We start from the raw sequence: 19,124 nt of genomic DNA on the forward strand, positions 1-19,124 counted from the left end.
TTTAATACAAGGAATTTATGCCGCTTATCAGGCGAAATAAGCGGCAGGAAAACAAATGACTAAACGCTAGTAACCCAAGTTAGGCGCCAGCCAACGCTCGGCTTGCTCTAAACTCATATTTTTACGTTGCGCATAATCCTCTACCTGATCGCGTTGGATCGAAGCCACTGCAAAATAGCGACTATCAGGGTGAGAGAAATACCAGCCAGACACAGCGGCTCCAGGCCACATCGCATAGCTATCCGTTAACTGCATCCCAATCCGTTGCTCAACCTCTAACAGCTCCCAAATCAAGCCTTTTTCAGTATGTTCCGGACAAGCAGGGTAACCCGGCGCAGGGCGGATCCCTTGATAGTTTTCACGGATTAGCTCTTCATAAGCGAGCCTTTCATCGGCCGCATAGCCCCAAAACCTTTTACGTACCTGAGCATGCAAGTATTCAGCAAATCCCTCCGCCAAACGATCAGCTATCGCCTTCACCATGATCGCGTTGTAATCATCGCCTTCTGCTTTATAAGCCTCCGCCAATTCATCTTCACCAAATCCACCAGTGACCGCAAAACCACCAAAATAATCGGCTTTACCGCTAGATTTAGGTGCGATGAAATCAGCCAAACAATAGTTAGCCGCTTTCGCCTTCTCGGTTTGCTGGCGAAGTTGGCAGCTTAGCCCCAATAACTCAGAGCGAGATTCATCACGGTAAATTTCTATATCATCACCCACACTATTGGCTGGGAACAAACCAAATACACCAGAAACTTTAACCTCACGTTTTTGTTTAAATCGCTCTAACATTGCTTTGGCATCGGCAAATAAGCGTTTGGCCTCTTCGCCAACTACTTTATCTTCTAGAATACGTGGATATTTTCCGGCCAAAGACCAGGTCATGAAGAATGGCGTCCAATCAATGTAAGGTTCAATCTCTGAGATAGCGACGTCTTCGAAATGCTGGATCCCCAATTGCTTCGGCACTGGCGGCGTATAATTTTCCCAATCAAGCTGCAACTTATTGGCGCGGGCGACTTCAAGGCTGACAGGTGGGGTACGCGGACGTTTGCGCGCATGTTGCTCTCGAACAATCTCATAATCTTTGGCTAACTTTTTAACAAAATCCGGCCGCTGTTCATCAGATAATAAACTTGCACATACCCCAACCGCTCGTGAGGCGTTGGAAACATAGACCACCGGATGTTGGTAGTTTTGCTCGATCTTCACCGCTGTATGCGCCTTGGAGGTTGTTGCACCACCAATCAGTAAAGGGATATCCATGCCTGTACGTTGCATTTCTTTAGCGACATGCACCATTTCATCTAGCGACGGAGTGATCAGCCCTGATAGACCGATCATATCCACATTTTCTTCTTTAGCGACTTTTAAGATCTTATCGCAAGGCACCATCACCCCGAGATCAATAACCTCAAAATTATTACACTGCAGCACTACTCCAACAATATTTTTACCAATATCATGCACATCACCTTTTACGGTGGCCATCACAATTTTACCGTTAGAGCGCTTCCCCTCACCTTTCTCCGCTTCAATAAAGGGTTGCAGATAAGCCACCGCTCGTTTCATCACTCGCGCCGATTTAACCACCTGCGGTAAAAACATTTTCCCTTCACCAAACAGATCGCCGACCACATTCATGCCATCCATCAAGGGCCCTTCAATCACATGTAAAGGGCGCTCTGCAGCTTGACGGGCTAATTCGGTATCATCTTCGATGAATTCTGTGATCCCCTTCACCAAGGCGTGCTCAAGACGTTTGTTAACCGGCCAACTCCGCCATTCTTGGTCTTGACTATTCTCTTGCTGACTCCCGTCACCACGATACTTCTCGGCAATTTCGAGTAGTTCTTCAGTCGCATTGTTATGCGTATTAAGAACAACTGCCTCGACTTTATCTTTTAGTTCCTTAGGAATGTCTTCGTAAATGGCCAGTTGACCTGCATTAACAATCCCCATGTCCATGCCATTTTTAATGGCATAATACAAAAACACCGCATGAATCGCTTCTCGAACTGGATTATTCCCGCGGAAGGAGAAACTAACGTTAGACACTCCACCTGAGATCATCGCGTGGGGTAGATTTTGTTTAATATCTTTGACCGCTTCGATAAAATCAACGGCATAGTTATTATGCTCATCAATACCGGTCGCAACCGCAAAAATATTGGGGTCAAAAATGATATCTTCCGGTGGAAAACCCACCTGATTCACCAAAATATCGTAGGACTTGCTACAGATCTCAAACTTACGCTCACGGGTATCTGCCTGGCCCTCTTCATCAAAGGCCATAACAATCACCGCAGCACCGTAGCGACGTAAAATTTTAGCCTGACGAATAAAGGGCTCCACGCCTTCTTTCATGGAAATGGAGTTCACGACGGGTTTGCCCTGGACACACTGCAGACCCGCTTCAAGAATCTCCCACTTAGACGAGTCGATCATCACCGGTACCTTAGCGATATCAGGCTCACCGGCGATCATATTCAAAAAGCGCACCATCGCAGCTTTTGAATCCAACATCCCCTCATCCATGTTGACATCAATGATTTGCGCGCCGTTTTCCACTTGGGTCAGTGCTATTTCAATCGCTTTATCGTAATTTTCCTCGACGATTAACCGTTTAAACATCGCCGAACCGGTCACGTTATTCCGTTCACCAACGTTCACAAATAATGTTTCAGGCGTGATCGTGAGCGGTTCCAAACCAGACAAACGGCAGGCCACTTCAATTTCAGGTCGTTGACGCGGCGCAACCCCTTCAACAGCCTCAGCCATCGCCTTAATATGCTCCGGCGTGGTCCCACAACATCCACCGACAAGGTTTAGGAAACCGGCACGAGCCCATTCACCAATGTGTTCCGCCATTTCGGTCGCTTCAAGATCGTATTCACCAAAAGCATTCGGCAGGCCGGCATTCGGATGAGCCGATACATAGCTTTCACTCACCCGGCTAAGTTCTTCCACATACTGACGCAGCTCATCAGGCCCCAATGCACAGTTAAGTCCCATACTAATCGGTTCTGCGTGGCGTAAGGCATTATAAAATGCTTCTGTGGTTTGACCACTCAAGGTTCGACCAGAGGCGTCAGTAATGGTGCCAGAGATCATAATCGGCAGTTCGATAGACAATTCATCAAAGACGGTTTTAACCGCGAATACCGCAGCTTTGGCATTTAAGGTATCAAAGATCGTCTCGATAAGAATTAGGTCACAACCCCCCTCAATTAACGCGATAGTCGATTCCTTATAGGCTTCGACTAACTCATTAAAGGTGACATTACGAAAGCCGGGATCATTCACATCAGGAGAGATAGAACAAGTACGGTTAGTTGGCCCTAATACCCCAGCTACAAAACGTGGGCGCTCAGGCTGAAGGGCCGTCACCTCATCGGCCACCTGTCTAGCTAAACGTGCGGCTTCGCGATTGATTTCAGCAGAATAATCCTGCATATCATAATCAGCCATGGCGATAGTGGTGGCATTAAAGGTATTGGTTTCGAGAATATCGGCGCCCGCTAACAAATACTCACGATGAATATCTGCAATAATCTTCGCTTGGGTCAGCACCAACATGTCGTTGTTGCCTTTTACATCGGTATGCCAATCAGCAAAACGCTCCCCACGATAGTCAGCCTCTTGCAACTTATAAGACTGGATCATGGTGCCCATACCACCATCAATAATCATGATTCGTTGCAATAATTGTTTTTCTAGTTCAAGCCTTACTGACACGGGAACATCCTATTGGTATTGCAGAGATTTAAAAAAAGGCAGTGTAGCACACTGCCTATCGGGGCTTTGCTGGCTTAAAGTTATATGAAATTATTTCAAGATATTATCGGATTTAGGCTGCAGTTCAGCCAAATTGTAAGGGGTGATTTGATAAACACAGTAATTCAACCAGTTGTTATATAAAAGATGCCCATGACTACGCCAAGTCGCACAAGGCGTGGCTTGGCAATCATCATTAGGGTAATAATTTTCTGGTAACATCGGCGCGAGCCCTTCTTGCAAATCTCTCAAATACTCATTATGTAAAGTATCTGCGGCATACTCTGGATGTCCGGTAATAAATACTTGACGAAAATCCTCACTGGCAAATAGATAACTTCCCGCCAGCTCACTATCGCCTAACACCTGCAAATCTGTATCTTCGGTGATCCTATTTGAATCAAAATGAGCAAAACGCGATAGCGGGGCGAGAAAAGCATCGTCAAAACCACGAACCAAAGGATTGTGTTTGTGCTTGGTCTGATGCCAATAAACGCCCGATAACTTGTCTTCACGAGTTTGCTTTTCCAAACCATACAAATGATATAAGGCAGCTTGTGCAGCCCAGCATAAAAACAGAGTCGAGGTAACGTGGGTGGTAGACCAATCGATAATCTCCTTGATTTGGTCCCAGTAATATACCTCCTCAAAGGGAACTTGGCCCAAAGGGGCCCCAGTAATAATCAAGCCATCGAAATTACGTTCTCTTAACTTATCAAAATCTCGATAAAACCTATCGATGTGCTCCTGCGGAGTATTCTTAGAGACGCGATGGTCAATACGCAATAACCTTACATTCACTTGCAACGGCGAGTTCGATAACAAACGTAGCAACTGATTTTCAGTCTCAATTTTCTTCGGCATCAAATTAAGTAGGAGCACCTCCAAAGGACGTATATCTTGATGCGCTGCGCGACTCTCTGGCATCACAAAAATATTTTCATTGCGCAACACCTCCGCGGCGGGCAACTGGTCCGGAATGCATATTGGCATGATTTACTCCACTTTAACTACAAGTTTGAATGTCTAGACATCTAGAGGCCTATTGTAATTGGATCTATCTATAAGTCTAGAACTTGTTAAAATCAGCTGCTTTTGTGTTGATATTTATTCATAATGCAATAAGTATTTTTTGAGTTGTAAAGGCAAATGGCCGAAATAAAACTAAGTGTAGAACGTTTACAAACAGGTGTTTTCGTTAAACTTCCCGTAAAATGGGGAGAACACCCTTTCATGTTCACTAGTTTCAAAATAAAAAGCCAAGACCAGATCGAAGTGATTCGAAATCTGGGATTAAAACATGTCATCGTAGTTCCTGAAAAAAGCGATAACGCCCCCTTACCTGTCGACCAGAGTAAAGAGCAGGGAAATAATGATAACAAGGACGCATCAAATAAAGCTCAGGAAGCACTTTGGCAGGAAAAGCGTTCTCGTATCGAGGAGCTGAAAAACTATCGTCGAAATTTAATGAAGGTGGAGAACGAGTTCGACCGTTCTATGGCTCAAGTTCGAGCGGTGATGGGAAAATTAAAAAATAGACCGCTCAATGCGGTGAACGATGCCACCGCGCTTATTGACAATCTAGCGGAAGATCTACTCTCTGGTGAGAACGTCGTCTTACATTTAATGAATGACAGCAAAGATGCTGATAGCTTCTATTATCATAGCCTCAACGTTTCCATTTTATCGATGATGCTAGCTAAAGCTGCGGGTTTTTCTGAGCGAGACATCAAAGTTCTGGGTATAGCAGGCTTATTTCATGATGTCGGGAAAATGAAGATCCCTGATAAAATTCTACGTAAACCCGGGAAACTGACCCCTCAAGAAGCAAATTTATTAAAACTGCATACCAAGTACGGTGCCGATTTTTTAAAACTATCTTCGACCCTTCCTCCGCAAGTAAAAACAATTGCCTTCCAGCATCACGAATATCTCGATGGCAGCGGTTACCCACAGAAATTAAAGGGCGATGAAATCGATCGTCTCGCCCAATTAATCGCGGTCGTCAATGATTACGACAGCCTCTGTCATCCCCGAGATCCGCGACTGTCACGTATTCCATTTACGGTTATTGCTTATATGTATAAGCAACGTAAACAACAACTTAACAACGCTGATTTAGGGGTGTTGATCCGTTTATTAGGGATCTATCCACCAGGCAGTGTTGTGCAATTAAGCTCTGGGCAGTTTGGTCTAGTCATGTCAGTCAATTCAGAACGTTTATTGTATCCAACGGTGCAAGTATATGATGCCAATATTCCTCGTACCGAAGCCCCCATTATCGACTTGGAAGCTGCGGGCCTCACCATCGAAAAAGCGGTAAAACCTAGCGCATTACCCGAAGAAATATTTGAATACTTAAATCCACGTGCTCGGATCTCCTACTTTTTTGACAACAACAAGCACCTATAGAGCAGACACCATGAGATAAGCGATGAAGACGACGCAGCAAATATACACATGGCTTTGCTAAGTCCCTTTGGAGTCTGTAACTAAGCTAACATTTGTCAGCTTACGACTAATACCAGCCCAATCCATTATCTGTTGATTGTTGCTGGCCAAAATCAGTGCGAATAGGGTTATCTATCTTGTAATTAGAGTCACGAACAACTGCACTTTATGTCTGATTATCGACAGAGCTATTCAGCGCAATAAGTTGAATATATAAGTAATCAATTAGTATGAAATAGATTTGTGATGAATGTCGGCCGTTTAAAATCAATAGCAGACAGAGGCTAAAAAACTGTCAATCGGCAGAGTGACTCGCTCGAGTGTCAGCCATATTTAAGGCAAAAAAAAGCCGGACCTAAGTCCGGCTTTTAAAGCGTTGTCCGAGTTTACTCAGCTGCTTCTTCAGCAACTTCTTCAACTTCTGGACGGTCTAGCAATTCAATGTATGCCATAGGGGCATTGTCGCCAGCACGGAAACCACATTTTAAAATGCGAGTATAACCGCCTGCACGTTCTTTGAATCGTGGACCAATTTCAGCAAATAACTTACCAACCACTTCTGCATCACGAGTACGAGCAAAAGCTAAACGACGGTTGGCAACACTGTCATTCTTAGCCAATGTAATCAATGGCTCAACAACACGACGAAGCTCTTTGGCTTTAGGCAATGTTGTCTTGATAACCTCATGGCGAACCAATGAACTGGCCATATTCCGGAACATAGCCTGACGATGGCTACTATTTCGGTTCAATTGACGACCACTCTGACGATGGCGCATGACCTTATCCTTCTATAATAAGACGTTAAAACTAGTGACTTTACTTATCAGCGATACTAGCTGGCGGCCAATTTTCTAGGCGCATACCTAGAGAAAGACCACGTGATGCTAGAACATCTTTGATTTCTGTAAGCGACTTTTTGCCTAAGTTAGGCGTTTTAAGTAGCTCAACCTCGGTACGCTGTACCAAGTCACCAATGTAATGAATCGCTTCTGCCTTCAAACAGTTAGCAGAGCGAACTGTCAACTCTAGATCATCGACAGGACGAAGCAGGATTGGATCAAACTCTGGCTTCTCTTCTTTTTCTTCTGGTTCACTTACATCACGTAAGTCAACGAAGGCATCCAACTGCTCAGCAAGAATTGTTGCGCTGCGGCGGATGGCTTCTTCTGGATCAAGAGTACCATTGGTTTCCATATCGATAACCAATTTGTCCAAATCAGTACGTTGTTCAACACGAGCAGCTTCCACAGTATAAGCAATACGCTCAACTGGGCTGTAAGCCGCGTCAACAAGCAAACGACCGATAGGACGCTCTTCATCTTCAGAATGAACCCGAACTGAAGCTGGTACGTAACCGCGACCACGTTCTACCTTGATTCGCATGCTGATTTCAGCGTTGCTGCTCAAGTGACAAATAACGTGCTCAGGATTAGTGATTTCGACATCAGCATCATGCTGAATGTCGCCTGCAACCACAGGACCTGCTCCAGACTTGGTAAGACTAAGGGTAACTTCGTCTTTACCTTCTAACTTCACAGCAATACCTTTGAGGTTTAGCAAGATCTCCAAGATGTCTTCTTGAATGCCTTCCTTACTGCTGTACTCATGCAGCACGCCATCGATTTCCACTTCCGTTACCGCACAACCAGGCATAGAAGATAAAAGAATACGACGAAGAGCATTACCTAAAGTGTGGCCAAAGCCACGCTCTAATGGCTCAAGCGTAACCTTTGCACGAGTTGGGCTAACTTGTTCGATCTCAACTAGCCTTGGTTTTAGAAACTCTGTTACAGAACCCTGCATTGTGTCCTCTCTATAATTCAACTTTACTTAGAGTAAAGTTCGACGATCAGCTGTTCGTTAATTTCCGCAGACAGGTCAGCGCGCTCAGGTAAGCGTTTGAAAACACCTTCCATCTTAGTTGCGTCTACTTCTACCCACGTTGCCGCTTCACGTTGTCCGGCGATTTCTAATGAAGCAACAATACGCGCTTGCTTCTTAGATTTTTCACGAACACTAACAACGTCTTCAGCTAATACCTTGTAAGAAGGAATATTAACCACTTTACCATTAACTAGGATAGCTTTATGGCTAACTAGTTGACGAGCTTCAGCGCGAGTTGCACCAAAACCTAAACGATAAACAACGTTGTCTAAACGACTTTCCAACAATTGCAGCAAGTTTTCACCGGTGTTGCCTTTTAAGCGAGCAGCGGCTTTATAGTAATTGCGGAATTGTTTCTCAAGAATGCCGTATAAACGACGAACTTTTTGCTTCTCACGAAGCTGTAAACCGTAGTCTGAAAGACGCGCTTTACGAGCACCATGTTGTCCAGGTGCTGTATCCAGCTTACACTTTGTGTCGATCGCACGGACACCACTTTTCAAAAAAAGATCGGTACCTTCACGACGGCTAAGTTTAAGCTTTGGACCTAAATATCTTGCCATTTTTCTTTCTCCAATCTATCCAGAAACTACACGCGGCGTTTCTTCGGTGGACGACAACCATTGTGTGGAATCGGAGTCACGTCGGTGATGTTAGTCACGCGGAAACCAGCAGCATGTAATGCGCGGATTGAAGACTCTCGACCAGGACCTGGGCCGTTTACAAACACTTCTACGTTCTTAAGGCCGTAGTCTTTAGCTGCTTCCGCAGCACGTTCAGCAGCAACCTGTGCAGCAAACGGAGTAGACTTACGAGAACCACGGAAACCTGAACCACCTGCGGTAGCCCAAGAAAGCGCGTTGCCCTGACGATCAGTGATAGTCACGATAGTATTGTTGAAAGAGGCGTGGATATGAGCCATGCCATCAGCAACTTGTTTTTTTACGCGTTTACGAGCGCGAGTCGGAGTTTTAGCCATTTTCACTCACCCCTTATTTCTTAATAGGTTTGCGAGGACCTTTACGGGTACGCGCATTAGTTTTAGTGCGCTGACCGCGAAGGGGCAAACTGCGACGATGACGGAGTCCGCGGTAACAACCGAGGTCCATCAGGCGCTTAATGTTCATGGAAACTTCACGGCGTAGATCACCTTCAACGGTGAATTTAGCCACTTCGTCACGAAGTTTGTCGATCTGTGTTTCGTCAAGTTCTCTGATCTTAACATCTTCAGCAATACCAGCTGCCGCACAAATTTTTTGTGAACGGGTTAAGCCGATGCCGAAGATTGCAGTTAAAGCGATAACTGCATGCTTCTGATCAGGAATGTTAATGCCGGCTATACGGGCCATTGGCACACTCCTATTTTTTCGTGTAAACGAAGGCCATCTGTGAAAAGCCCGTAAGGATACTCAACAGATGACCACATTGCAAATAATATTGTCTTGAAATCTACTAACTAGCCTTGGCGCTGTTTATGCTTTGGCTCACTGCAAATTACCCGCACAACACCGTTGCGCTTGATAACTTTACAGTTACGGCAGATTTTCTTAACGGATGCACGTACTTTCATTGCTATCTCCGTAAAAGTTAAAGTCCAATCCCAAGGGAGCCTAACGGCCGTAACCTTTAAGATTAGCTTTTTTCAGAACCGAACCATATTGATGAGACATCAAATGGGTCTGGACCTGAGCCATAAAGTCCATGATGACCACTACAACGATAAGTAACGAAGTACCACCGAAGTAAAACTGAACATTAAGTCCAAGCATCATAAACTCAGGAATTAAACATACAAACGTGATGTACAAAGCACCAGCTAGGGTTAAACGAGTCATCACCTTGTCTATGTATCGCGATGTTTGTTCACCAGGGCGAATACCCGGAATAAACGCGCCACTCTTCTTCAAGTTGTCTGCTGTCTCACGAGGGTTAAATACCAACGCAGTATAGAAGAAACAAAAGAAGATAATGGCTGATGCATACAAGAACACATATAACGGTTGCCCGGGTTGTAGCGTCAGTGATATCTCAGACAAAAACGACAAGCTTTCGTTTTGACCAAACCACTGAGCGATAGTTCCAGGGAACAGAATAATACTTGAAGCAAAAATTGCTGGGATAACCCCGGCCATGTTTACCTTAAGTGGTAAATGTGTACTTTGCGCAGCAAACACCTTGCGACCCTGTTGACGTTTAGCGTAGTTAACAACGATACGACGTTGTCCACGTTCGATAAACACCACCAAGAAGGTCACAGCGAACACTAGAGCAATGATTAACAAGAGTAACAATAGGTGTAACTCTCCTTGACGCGCCTGTTCAGCCGTCTTACCGATCGCTGCAGGCAACCCTGCCACAATACCAGCAAAAATCAGAATCGAAATCCCGTTGCCAATACCACGTTCGGTAATTTGCTCACCTAACCACATCAGGAACATTGTTCCTGTTACCAAACTAACCACCGCAGTGAAATAGAATGGTAGACCTGGGTGAATCACCAGACCCGCCATCATATTTGGTAAGCCTGTGGCAATACCAACAGCTTGGAAAGTTGCTAAAACCAGCGTGCTATAACGCGTGTACTGACTAATTTTACGTCGACCCGACTCGCCTTCCTTTTTAAGTTCGGCAAGCGTTGGGTGAACCACAGTCAATAACTGGATAATAATCGATGCCGAAATATATGGCATGATTCCTAACGCGAAAATAGAAGCACGTGAAAGTGCACCACCTGAAAACATGTTAAACATTTCCAGAATGGTACCCTTTTGCTGATCAAACAACGCGGCCAGTACAGCGGCATCAATCCCAGGTAGCGGCACAAAGGAGCCGGTTCGGAACACAATAATGGCCCCGAGCACGAATAGTAAACGACTCTTAAGCTCGCTTAAGCCACCTTGTGCACTTGCTGATGCTGTTCCTGGATTCTTAGCCATGTTTTGTACTTATTCCTCGATTTTACCGCCAGCAGCTTCAATTGCTGCTAGTGCGCCTTTAGTTACACGCAGGCCACGTAAGGTAACTGGTGCTTTTACTTCGCCAGATAGTACTACTTTTGCAAACTTAATGTTGCGAGTAATAAGACCAGCCGCCTTCAAAGCGTCCAAATCTACCACGTCAGCGGTAACTTTAGCTAGCTCGCTAGTGCGAACTTCTGCAGTTACCATTGATTTACGTGAAGTAAAACCAAATTTAGGCAAACGTTGTTTCAATGGCATTTGACCGCCTTCGAAACCTGGACGCACACTACCGCCAGAACGAGATTTCTGACCTTTGTGACCACGACCACCGGTTTTACCTAAACCAGAACCAATACCACGTCCTACACGTTTAGCAGCTGGCTTAGAGCCTGCCGCTGGAGAAAGAGTATTCAAACGCATGATTATTCCCCCTCAACCTTAACCATGTAATAAACTTTATTAATCATACCGCGAATACAAGGAGTATCCTCAAGTTCAACAGTATGATTAATACGGCGAAGACCTAAACCAGTTAAGGTTGCGCGGTGCTTAGGCAAACGCCCAATACTGCTTTTAGTCTGTGTTACTTTAATTTTGTTCGACATGGCTTTATTACCCCAGAATTTCTTGGACGCTTAGGCCACGCTTCGCAGCAACGTCTTGTGGAGAATGCATATTCTCAAGAGCGTCGATAGTAGCGCGAACAATGTTGATTGGGTTAGTAGAACCGTATGCTTTTGACAATACGTTCTGCACACCAGCAACTTCTAGAACAGCACGCATCGCACCACCGGCAATAATACCAGTACCCTCTGATGCAGGTTGCATGTAAACACGCGACCCAGAGTGGCGACCCTTAATAGGATGCTGCAGTGTAGTGCCTCTCAGCTGTACACTAGTAAGGTTACGACGCGCTTTTTCCATTGCTTTTTGAATCGCAGCTGGAACTTCACGTGCTTTACCATAACCAAACCCTACGCGACCGTTACCATCACCCACTACGGTTAACGCAGTGAAACTGAAGATACGACCACCTTTAACTACTTTTGACACACGGTTTACGGCGATAAGCTTTTCGTTCAGATCACCACCGGCCTGTGCTTCAAATTTAGACATGACTCACTCCTTAGAACTGAAGACCAGCTTCACGTGCAGCTTCTGCAAGCGCAGCAACGCGGCCGTGATACTTAAAGCCAGAACGGTCGAAAGCTACGCTTGTAATGCCTTTCTCAACAGCACGCTCAGCAATTGCTTTGCCCACTGCTGCAGCGGCAGCTACATTACCTAAACTTTCAAGCCCTTCACGAACGGCTTTATCTACTGTAGATGCTGTGGCAAGAACCTTAGCATCAGGTGCAATCACCTGCGCGTAAATATGGCGCGGAGTACGGTGAATCACCAGGCGGGTTTTACCCAACTCTTGCATAGCTTTGCGAGTGCGTGTTGCACGACGCAGACGAGCAATTTTCTTTTCCATAGTGTTAACCTACTTCTTCTTAGCCTCTTTACGGCGGACATTTTCATCTGAGTAACGAACACCTTTACCTTTATAAGGCTCTGGTGGACGGAACGCACGAATGTCTGCTGCGACCTGACCAACGACTTGCTTATCAGCACCTTTCAGTACGATTTCAGTCTGTGATGGACACTCTGCTGTAACACCTTCTGGTAAGGTGTAATCTACAGGATGAGAAAAACCTAAAGTTAGGTTTACAACGTTGCTTTTAACAGCAGCACGGTAACCTACACCTAATAATGTAAGTTTTTTCTCAAACCCAGTTGTAACGCCAACAACCATGTTGTTGCTTAGAGCACGAGCTGTACCAGCTTGAGCTGTTGAAGCGCCTTCAACAACTGCAAACTTAAGTTCGCTCTCTTCTTTGGTTACAACTACCGCGTCATTAAATACGCGAGTCAATGTACCTTTGCTACCTTTAACCGTTAATTCTTGGCCGTTGAGAGTTACTTCAACGCCAGCAGGAATTGCAACGGGAGCCTTGGCTACGCGAGACATATTACCTACCTCCGGTTAAGCTACGTAACAGACGATTTCACCACCCATGCCGGCTTTACGCGCCGCACGGTCAGTCATCACGCCTTTTGATGTAGAAATGATTGCAACACCAAGGCCACCCATAACTTTAGGTAGGTCTTTAGCACCTTTATAAATGCGTAGACCTGGACGGCTTACACGTTCAATCTTTTCAATAACTTTTTTACCTTCAAAATATTTGAGGGTAACTTCTAATGACTTTTTCACGTCACCAGTCACAGCGTAGCCAGTGATATAACCTTCTTCTTGTAACAAGTTAGCAATCGCCACTTTTACTTTAGATGAAGGCATAACAACAGATACTTTATTTGCCGATTGACCGTTGCGAACGCGAGTCAACATATCCGCAATAGGATCTTGCATGCTCATAATCGTTTACTCCGTAATTAAGTGGATTACCAACTGGCTTTCTTAAGACCAGGAACCTCACCGCGCATCATAGCTTCACGCAATTTAATACGGCTTAAGCCGAATTTGCGTAAGAACCCATGAGGACGACCGGTTACGTTACAGCGGTTACGCTGACGAGACCGACTTGAATCACGAGGTAACGATTGCAATTTTAGAACTGCGTCCCAACGCTCTTCATCTGAGCTGTTCACGCTGCTAATAATCGCTTTAAGCGCTGCGCGCTTTTCTGCGAAACGAGCGACAGTTTCTGTGCGCTTAGCTTCACGAGCTTTCATTGATTTTTTAGCCATAACTAACTCTACCTTACTTACGGAATGGGAAGTTAAAGGCAGCCAGCAGAGCGCGGCCTTCCTCGTTGGTTTCGGCTGTCGTAGTGATAGTAATATCCATACCACGAACCTTATCAACTTTGTCATAGTCAATTTCAGGGAAGATGATTTGCTCACGCACACCCATGCTGTAATTACCACGGCCATCGAATGACTTAGCATTCAAACCACGGAAATCTCGAACACGAGGAATTGCGATTGAAATCAAACGCTCTAAAAACTCCCACATACGCTCACCGCGTAGAGTCACTTTACAACCAATCGGGTATCCATCACGGATCTTAAAGCCTGCTACAGATTTACGAGCTTTGGTAGTAAGTGGTTTTTGACCAGAGATAGCAGCTAGATCAGCAATCGCGTGCTCTAGTACTTTCTTGTCATTCACCGCTTCACCCACACCCATGTTAAGGGTGATTTTCTCAATCCGAGGGACTTGCATGATGGATTTGTAACCGAACTCCTTTACGAGTTCAGGCGTCACACTTTCCTTATATAGGTCATGCAGTTTCGCCATCGTTAACTCCAGTTACTTTACAATTTCATTAGACGATTTGAATACACGAACTTTTTTGTCGTCTTCAAATCGAAAACCAACGCGATCACCCTTGCCTGAGGCTGGGTTAAAAATCGCTACGTTTGATGCATCAAGGGCCGCTTCTTTCTCAACAATACCGCCTGCAACACCCAATTGAGGGTTTGGCTTTTGGTGTTTCTTGATTAAGTTGACGCCTTCAACGAATAGTTTACCGGTTGGTAAAACTTTGGTTACGCTACCGCGTTTGCCTTTGTCTTTACCTGCAATAACTATTACTTCATCGCCTTTTTGGATTTTATTAGCCATTTTGGACTCCTTAAAGTACTTCTGGCGCTAGAGACACAATTTTCATGAACTGTTCGTTGCGCAGTTCACGTGTCACAGGACCAAAGATACGAGTACCAATAGGCTGATTGTTTGCATTCAGAATAACCGCAGCATTGCGGTCAAAACGAATTACAGAACCATCAGGACGACGTACGCCTTTTCTAGTACGCACTACCACTGCATTCATTACGTCACCTTTCTTAACTTTACCGCGTGGAATTGCTTCCTTTACAGTAACTTTAATGATGTCGCCAATTCGTGCATAGCGGCGGTGCGAACCACCTAGGACCTTAATACACTGTACACGGCGCGCGCCGGAATTATCCGCCACGTCCATAGTAGATTGCATTTGGATCATTTCAGTGCTCCGCTATATGTTACAACTGATCCCAACAATTAGCGCTGAGATCTCTGGCTGCCTAATTAAAGGGCGCGAAATTATAACACCCTAGATTTTGAATTGGTAGGATTGTCTAAAATTTGTTTAAAAATATAAATAAACAGATATAAAACAATAGGTTACTAACAAAAAACCCACCTAAAAAAGGTGTTTCATGGGCGTAATTTCACTTGAATCGCTAGATATCCTGTCAAGAAACATTTATCTAACGGCTAAACTCGGTTAATAATTAAACCGATAGAAACAAAAAAGCCCAGCTTAATGCCGGGCTTTTCTGAATATGGTGCTGATAGGCAGATTCGAACTGCCGACCTCACCCTTACCAAGGGTGCGCTCTACCAACTGAGCTATATCAGCGAAATAAAAACCCAGCACATAGCTGGGTTTTTAAAATAGGCGCCTGGCAGTGACCTACTTTCACATGGGGAGACCCCACACTATCATCGGCGCAGTTGCGTTTCACTTCTGAGTTCGGCATGGGTTCAGGTGGTTCCACAACGCTATTGCCACCAGGCAAAAACTTGTTGTCTTTAACATTCGAAAAAACTGACATATCCCACGAGCATAACAAGCACTCTTGGTTCTAAAATAAAGTATCTATAAGCAACACCCTTTAGGTGTTGTATGGTTAAGCCTCACGGGTAATTAGTACAAGTTAGCTCAATGCCTCACAGCACTTACACACCTTGCCTATCAACGTTGTAGTCTCCAACGGCCCTTCAGAGGACTTAAAGTCCTAGTGAGAATTAATCTCAAGGCCTGCTTCCCGCTTAGATGCTTTCAGCGGTTATCAGTTCCGAACGTAGCTACTGGGCAATGCTATTGGCATAACAACCCAAACACCAGCGGTTCGTCCACTCCGGTCCTCTCGTACTAGGAGCAGCTCCCTTCAATTCTCAAACGCCCACGGCAGATAGGGACCGAACTGTCTCACGACGTTCTAAACCCAGCTCGCGTACCACTTTAAATGGCGAACAGCCATACCCTTGGGACCGACTTCAGCCCCAGGATGTGATGAGCCGACATCGAGGTGCCAAACACCGCCGTCGATATGAACTCTTGGGCGGTATCAGCCTGTTATCCCCGGAGTACCTTTTATCCGTTGAGCGATGGCCCTTCCATACAGAACCACCGGATCACTATGACCTACTTTCGTACCTGCTCGACGTGTCTGTCTCGCAGTTAAGCTGGCTTATGCCATTGCACTAACCGTACGATGTCCGACCGTACTTAGCCAACCTTCGTGCTCCTCCGTTACTCTTTGGGAGGAGACCGCCCCAGTCAAACTACCCACCAGACACTGTCCGCATCCCGGATAACGGGACAACGTTAGAACATCAACACTACAAGGGTGGTATTTCAAGGTCGGCTCCACATCATCTAGCGACAACGCTTCAAAGCCTCCCACCTATCCTACACATGTAGGGTCAATGTTCAGTGTCAAGCTGTAGTAAAGGTTCACGGGGTCTTTCCGTCTAGCCGCGGGTACACCGCATCTTCACGGCAATTTCAATTTCACTGAGTCTCGGGTGGAGACAGCTTGGCCATCATTACGCCATTCGTGCAGGTCGGAACTTACCCGACAAGGAATTTCGCTACCTTAGGACCGTTATAGTTACGGCCGCCGTTTACCGGGGCTTCGATCAATAGCTTCGCTTGCGCTAACCACATCAATTAACCTTCCGGCACCGGGCAGGCGTCACACCGTATACGTCATCTTTCGATTTAGCACAGTGCTGTGTTTTTAATAAACAGTTGCAGCCAACTGGTATCTGCGACTGCCGTCAGCTCAGGGAGCAAGTCCCATCACCAACAGCAGCGTACCTTCTCCCGAAGTTACGGTACCATTTTGCCTAGTTCCTTCACCCGAGTTCTCTCAAGCGCCTTGGTATTCTCTACCCAACCACCTGTGTCGGTTTGGGGTACGGTTTCGTATAATCTGAAGCTTAGAGACTTTTCCTGGAAGCAGGGCATCAACCACTTCATCACCTTAGTGACTCGTCATCAATCCTCAGCCTTAGACACCCGGATTTTCCTAAGTGTCCAGCCTACAACCTTAAACGCGGACAACCAAACGCCGCGCTGGCCTAGCCTTCTCCGTCCTCCCATCGCAATTATACGAAGTACAGGAATATTAACCTGTTTCCCATCGACTACACTTTTCAGTCTCGCCTTAGGGGCCGACTCACCCTGCTCTGATTAACATTGAACAGGAAACCTTGGTCTTTCGGCGAGGGGGCTTTTCACCCCCTTTATCGTTACTCATGTCAACATTCGCACTTCTGATACCTCCAGCAAACCTTACGATTCACCTTCAACGGCTTACAGAACGCTCCTCTACCGCACTTGCAAAGCAAGTACCCGTAGCTTCGGTGCATAGCTTAGCCCCGTTACATCTTCCGCGCAGGCCGACTCGACCAGTGAGCTATTACGCTTTCTTTAAATGATGGCTGCTTCTAAGCCAACATCCTGGCTGTCTAAGCCTTCCCACATCGTTTCCCACTTAGCTATGACTTTGGGACCTTAGCTGACGGTCTGGGTTGTTTCCCTTTTCACGACGGACGTTAGCACCCGCCGTGTGTCTCCCGGATAGTACTTAGTGGTATTCGGAGTTTGCAAAGGGTTGGTAAGTCGGGATGACCCCCTAGCCTTAACAGTGCTCTACCCCCACTAGTATTCGTCCGAGGCGCTACCTAAATAGCTTTCGAGGAGAACCAGCTATCTCCCGGTTTGATTGGCCTTTCACCCCCAGCCACAAGTCATCCGCTAATTTTTCAACATTAGTCGGTTCGGTCCTCCAATTGGTGTTACCCAATCTTCAACCTGCCCATGGCTAGATCACCGGGTTTCGGGTCTAATCCCAGCAACTATGCGCGCAGTTAACACTCGGTTTCCCTACGGCTCCGCTATTCGCTTAACCTTGCTACTGAAATTAAGTCGTTGACCCATTATACAAAAGGTACGCAGTCACCCCTCAAAGAGGCTCCCACTGCTTGTACGTATACGGTTTCAGGTTCTATTTCACTCCCCTCACAGGGGTTCTTTTCGCCTTTCCCTCACGGTACTGGTTCACTATCGGTCAGTCAGGAGTATTTAGCCTTGGAGGATGGTCCCCCCATATTCAGACAACATATCACGTGTGCCGTCCTACTCGTTTTCACTTCAAATCACCTTTCGTGTACGGGGCTATCACCCGCTACGGCCAAACTTTCCAGCTTGTTCCACTAAATTATAAGAAGCTTAAGGGCTAATCCGGGTTCGCTCGCCGCTACTACCAGAATCTCGGTTGATTTCTTTTCCTCCGGGTACTTAGATGTTTCAGTTCCCCGGGTTCGCCTCGTAACGCTATGTATTCACGTTACGATACTGCATAAAATGCAGTGGGTTTCCCCATTCGGAAATCCATGTCTATTACGTCTTTTATCGACTCAACATGGCTTATCGCAGATTAACACGTCCTTCATCGCCTCTGACTGCCAAGGCATCCACCGTATACGCTTAGTCACTTAACCATACAACACCTAAATGTTGTCGCTTAAATCACTTGAATGGTCAGGCTGTATAAATCCTGCCACTCGAGTACGATCACCTTATTTTTTTGAATACCAAAAACACTTGTTATTTAACTCGTATTTTTGAGATATTTTTTATCAGCTTTTCCAAATTGTTAAAGAGCATTGGTTCACAAAAAAACCAAAGCTAAATGGCCATCTTTTGGCGACTTATCTTTGGTTTTTAGGTAAGAAGTGGTGGAGCTATGCGGGATCGAACCGCAGACCTCCTGCGTGCAAGGCAGGCGCTCTCCCAGCTGAGCTATAGCCCCATTTCTTACTAAAGTTGCACCTTGGTAGGTCTGGGCAGACTTGAACTGCCGACCTCACCCTTATCAGGGGTGCGCTCTAACCAGCTGAGCTACAGACCTAAACAGGTGTCAACTTCTCTCTACTTTCTATCAAGCAATCTGTGTGAACACGTCACAAAACATAAACGT

General features: G+C 45.8%; 20 protein-coding genes, 3 tRNA genes and 2 rRNA genes. 1 reads left to right on the forward strand and 24 read right to left on the reverse strand.

Translation table 11 applies throughout. The features are described from left to right. Positions 1–66: 66 nt before the first annotated feature. Both metH and metA read right to left on the reverse strand, forming a co-directional pair. The gene (metH, locus tag ACRRSW_RS19975; protein ID WP_439036019.1) at positions 67–3,696 is read right to left on the reverse strand and encodes a methionine synthase; all 3,630 of its coding nucleotides are present in this window, start codon (positions 3,694–3,696) and stop codon (positions 67–69) included. 135 nt (positions 3,697–3,831) lie between these two features. Further along, entirely contained in the window at positions 3,832–4,773 is a 942-nt protein-coding gene (gene metA, locus ACRRSW_RS19980) for a homoserine O-succinyltransferase MetA (protein ID WP_432455805.1), read from the reverse strand. A gap of 156 nt (positions 4,774–4,929) precedes the next feature. Between metA and ACRRSW_RS19985 the strand changes: the two genes are divergently transcribed. Next, entirely contained in the window at positions 4,930–6,192 is a 1,263-nt protein-coding gene (locus ACRRSW_RS19985) for an HD-GYP domain-containing protein (protein ID WP_432455804.1), read from the forward strand. Between the two features lie 425 nt (positions 6,193–6,617). Here ACRRSW_RS19985 and rplQ read toward each other — a convergent pair whose 3' ends face one another. The 22 genes from rplQ to ACRRSW_RS20095 all read right to left on the reverse strand — a co-directional run bounded on the left by rplQ (position 6,618) and on the right by ACRRSW_RS20095 (position 19,055). Then, the gene (gene rplQ / locus ACRRSW_RS19990; protein ID WP_221075767.1) at positions 6,618–7,010 is read right to left on the reverse strand and encodes a 50S ribosomal protein L17; all 393 of its coding nucleotides are present in this window, start codon (positions 7,008–7,010) and stop codon (positions 6,618–6,620) included. 40 nt (positions 7,011–7,050) lie between these two features. Beyond that, positions 7,051–8,037 (reverse strand): DNA-directed RNA polymerase subunit alpha, encoded by a 987-nt coding sequence (locus ACRRSW_RS19995; RefSeq protein WP_432455803.1) that lies wholly within the window; start codon positions 8,035–8,037, stop codon positions 7,051–7,053. A 23-nt stretch (positions 8,038–8,060) separates the two neighbouring features. Further along, positions 8,061–8,681, reverse strand: a complete 621-nt coding sequence (rpsD, locus tag ACRRSW_RS20000; protein WP_432455802.1) for a 30S ribosomal protein S4 — start codon at positions 8,679–8,681, stop codon at positions 8,061–8,063. A 26-nt stretch (positions 8,682–8,707) separates the two neighbouring features. Further along, positions 8,708–9,097 carry a 30S ribosomal protein S11 gene (gene rpsK, locus ACRRSW_RS20005; RefSeq protein WP_016402131.1) on the reverse strand — a complete coding sequence of 130 codons (390 nt, stop codon included), beginning with the start codon at positions 9,095–9,097 and terminating at the stop codon, positions 8,708–8,710. Positions 9,098–9,110: 13 nt separating this feature from the next. Further along, positions 9,111–9,467, reverse strand: coding sequence for a 30S ribosomal protein S13 (gene rpsM, locus ACRRSW_RS20010; protein WP_016402132.1), 357 nt, complete (start codon positions 9,465–9,467; stop codon positions 9,111–9,113). 107 nt (positions 9,468–9,574) lie between these two features. After that, positions 9,575–9,688: a 50S ribosomal protein L36 gene (gene rpmJ / locus ACRRSW_RS20015; RefSeq protein ID WP_000868186.1), complete on the reverse strand. Its 114-nt coding sequence runs from the start codon at positions 9,686–9,688 to the stop codon at positions 9,575–9,577. A gap of 40 nt (positions 9,689–9,728) precedes the next feature. Further along, complete coding sequence (secY, locus tag ACRRSW_RS20020) at positions 9,729–11,054, reverse strand: preprotein translocase subunit SecY (RefSeq protein ID WP_432455801.1); 1,326 nt, start codon at positions 11,052–11,054, stop codon at positions 9,729–9,731. 9 nt (positions 11,055–11,063) lie between these two features. Continuing rightward, positions 11,064–11,498 (reverse strand): 50S ribosomal protein L15, encoded by a 435-nt coding sequence (rplO, locus tag ACRRSW_RS20025; RefSeq protein WP_248713124.1) that lies wholly within the window; start codon positions 11,496–11,498, stop codon positions 11,064–11,066. A gap of 2 nt (positions 11,499–11,500) precedes the next feature. Next, positions 11,501–11,683: a 50S ribosomal protein L30 gene (rpmD, locus tag ACRRSW_RS20030; RefSeq protein WP_248713125.1), complete on the reverse strand. Its 183-nt coding sequence runs from the start codon at positions 11,681–11,683 to the stop codon at positions 11,501–11,503. Between the two features lie 7 nt (positions 11,684–11,690). Further along, entirely contained in the window at positions 11,691–12,194 is a 504-nt protein-coding gene (rpsE, locus tag ACRRSW_RS20035; protein ID WP_432455800.1) for a 30S ribosomal protein S5, read from the reverse strand. Positions 12,195–12,204: 10 nt separating this feature from the next. After that, the gene (rplR, locus tag ACRRSW_RS20040) at positions 12,205–12,555 is read right to left on the reverse strand and encodes a 50S ribosomal protein L18 (protein WP_432455799.1); all 351 of its coding nucleotides are present in this window, start codon (positions 12,553–12,555) and stop codon (positions 12,205–12,207) included. Positions 12,556–12,564: 9 nt separating this feature from the next. Continuing rightward, on the reverse strand, positions 12,565–13,092 hold the full coding sequence (rplF, locus tag ACRRSW_RS20045) for a 50S ribosomal protein L6 (protein ID WP_432455798.1): 528 nt from the start codon (positions 13,090–13,092) through the stop codon (positions 12,565–12,567). 15 nt (positions 13,093–13,107) lie between these two features. Next, positions 13,108–13,500, reverse strand: coding sequence for a 30S ribosomal protein S8 (gene rpsH, locus ACRRSW_RS20050; RefSeq protein ID WP_137673761.1), 393 nt, complete (start codon positions 13,498–13,500; stop codon positions 13,108–13,110). Between the two features lie 26 nt (positions 13,501–13,526). After that, positions 13,527–13,832: a 30S ribosomal protein S14 gene (rpsN, locus tag ACRRSW_RS20055; protein ID WP_432455797.1), complete on the reverse strand. Its 306-nt coding sequence runs from the start codon at positions 13,830–13,832 to the stop codon at positions 13,527–13,529. 13 nt (positions 13,833–13,845) lie between these two features. Continuing rightward, on the reverse strand, positions 13,846–14,385 hold the full coding sequence (gene rplE, locus ACRRSW_RS20060; protein ID WP_432455796.1) for a 50S ribosomal protein L5: 540 nt from the start codon (positions 14,383–14,385) through the stop codon (positions 13,846–13,848). Between the two features lie 12 nt (positions 14,386–14,397). Then, positions 14,398–14,712 (reverse strand): 50S ribosomal protein L24, encoded by a 315-nt coding sequence (gene rplX, locus ACRRSW_RS20065; RefSeq protein WP_432455795.1) that lies wholly within the window; start codon positions 14,710–14,712, stop codon positions 14,398–14,400. A gap of 10 nt (positions 14,713–14,722) precedes the next feature. Then, complete coding sequence (gene rplN / locus ACRRSW_RS20070; protein ID WP_137673757.1) at positions 14,723–15,091, reverse strand: 50S ribosomal protein L14; 369 nt, start codon at positions 15,089–15,091, stop codon at positions 14,723–14,725. 323 nt (positions 15,092–15,414) lie between these two features. Next, positions 15,415–15,490 (reverse strand) — tRNA-Thr (locus tag ACRRSW_RS20075). Positions 15,491–15,531: 41 nt separating this feature from the next. Beyond that, positions 15,532–15,647: ribosomal RNA gene (rrf, locus tag ACRRSW_RS20080) — 5S ribosomal RNA — on the reverse strand. A 110-nt stretch (positions 15,648–15,757) separates the two neighbouring features. Continuing rightward, positions 15,758–18,645: ribosomal RNA gene (locus ACRRSW_RS20085) — 23S ribosomal RNA — on the reverse strand. Between the two features lie 235 nt (positions 18,646–18,880). Further along, positions 18,881–18,956, reverse strand: a tRNA-Ala gene (locus ACRRSW_RS20090). A 22-nt stretch (positions 18,957–18,978) separates the two neighbouring features. After that, positions 18,979–19,055: transfer RNA gene (locus tag ACRRSW_RS20095), tRNA-Ile, on the reverse strand. Between the last annotated feature and the right edge of the window lie 69 nt (positions 19,056–19,124).

This window comes from Agarivorans sp. QJM3NY_25 (genome assembly GCF_050870875.2).
Classification (GTDB): Bacteria; Pseudomonadota; Gammaproteobacteria; order Enterobacterales; family Celerinatantimonadaceae; genus Agarivorans.

What these genes read in the sequence shown, in the direction of transcription:
- metH (WP_439036019.1), bottom strand. Translation starts at nt 3,696, where the DNA reads ATGATTATTGATGGTGGTATGGGCACCATGATCCAGTCTTATAAGTTG.
- metA (WP_432455805.1), bottom strand. Translation starts at nt 4,773, where the DNA reads ATGCCAATATGCATTCCGGACCAGTTGCCCGCCGCGGAGGTGTTGCGC.
- ACRRSW_RS19985 (WP_432455804.1), top strand. Translation starts at nt 4,930, where the DNA reads ATGGCCGAAATAAAACTAAGTGTAGAACGTTTACAAACAGGTGTTTTC.
- rplQ (WP_221075767.1), bottom strand. Translation starts at nt 7,010, where the DNA reads ATGCGCCATCGTCAGAGTGGTCGTCAATTGAACCGAAATAGTAGCCAT.
- ACRRSW_RS19995 (WP_432455803.1), bottom strand. Translation starts at nt 8,037, where the DNA reads ATGCAGGGTTCTGTAACAGAGTTTCTAAAACCAAGGCTAGTTGAGATC.
- rpsD (WP_432455802.1), bottom strand. Translation starts at nt 8,681, where the DNA reads ATGGCAAGATATTTAGGTCCAAAGCTTAAACTTAGCCGTCGTGAAGGT.
- rpsK (WP_016402131.1), bottom strand. Translation starts at nt 9,097, where the DNA reads ATGGCTAAAACTCCGACTCGCGCTCGTAAACGCGTAAAAAAACAAGTT.
- rpsM (WP_016402132.1), bottom strand. Translation starts at nt 9,467, where the DNA reads ATGGCCCGTATAGCCGGCATTAACATTCCTGATCAGAAGCATGCAGTT.
- rpmJ (WP_000868186.1), bottom strand. Translation starts at nt 9,688, where the DNA reads ATGAAAGTACGTGCATCCGTTAAGAAAATCTGCCGTAACTGTAAAGTT.
- secY (WP_432455801.1), bottom strand. Translation starts at nt 11,054, where the DNA reads ATGGCTAAGAATCCAGGAACAGCATCAGCAAGTGCACAAGGTGGCTTA.
- rplO (WP_248713124.1), bottom strand. Translation starts at nt 11,498, where the DNA reads ATGCGTTTGAATACTCTTTCTCCAGCGGCAGGCTCTAAGCCAGCTGCT.
- rpmD (WP_248713125.1), bottom strand. Translation starts at nt 11,683, where the DNA reads ATGTCGAACAAAATTAAAGTAACACAGACTAAAAGCAGTATTGGGCGT.
- rpsE (WP_432455800.1), bottom strand. Translation starts at nt 12,194, where the DNA reads ATGTCTAAATTTGAAGCACAGGCCGGTGGTGATCTGAACGAAAAGCTT.
- rplR (WP_432455799.1), bottom strand. Translation starts at nt 12,555, where the DNA reads ATGGAAAAGAAAATTGCTCGTCTGCGTCGTGCAACACGCACTCGCAAA.
- rplF (WP_432455798.1), bottom strand. Translation starts at nt 13,092, where the DNA reads ATGTCTCGCGTAGCCAAGGCTCCCGTTGCAATTCCTGCTGGCGTTGAA.
- rpsH (WP_137673761.1), bottom strand. Translation starts at nt 13,500, where the DNA reads ATGAGCATGCAAGATCCTATTGCGGATATGTTGACTCGCGTTCGCAAC.
- rpsN (WP_432455797.1), bottom strand. Translation starts at nt 13,832, where the DNA reads ATGGCTAAAAAATCAATGAAAGCTCGTGAAGCTAAGCGCACAGAAACT.
- rplE (WP_432455796.1), bottom strand. Translation starts at nt 14,385, where the DNA reads ATGGCGAAACTGCATGACCTATATAAGGAAAGTGTGACGCCTGAACTC.
- rplX (WP_432455795.1), bottom strand. Translation starts at nt 14,712, where the DNA reads ATGGCTAATAAAATCCAAAAAGGCGATGAAGTAATAGTTATTGCAGGT.
- rplN (WP_137673757.1), bottom strand. Translation starts at nt 15,091, where the DNA reads ATGATCCAAATGCAATCTACTATGGACGTGGCGGATAATTCCGGCGCG.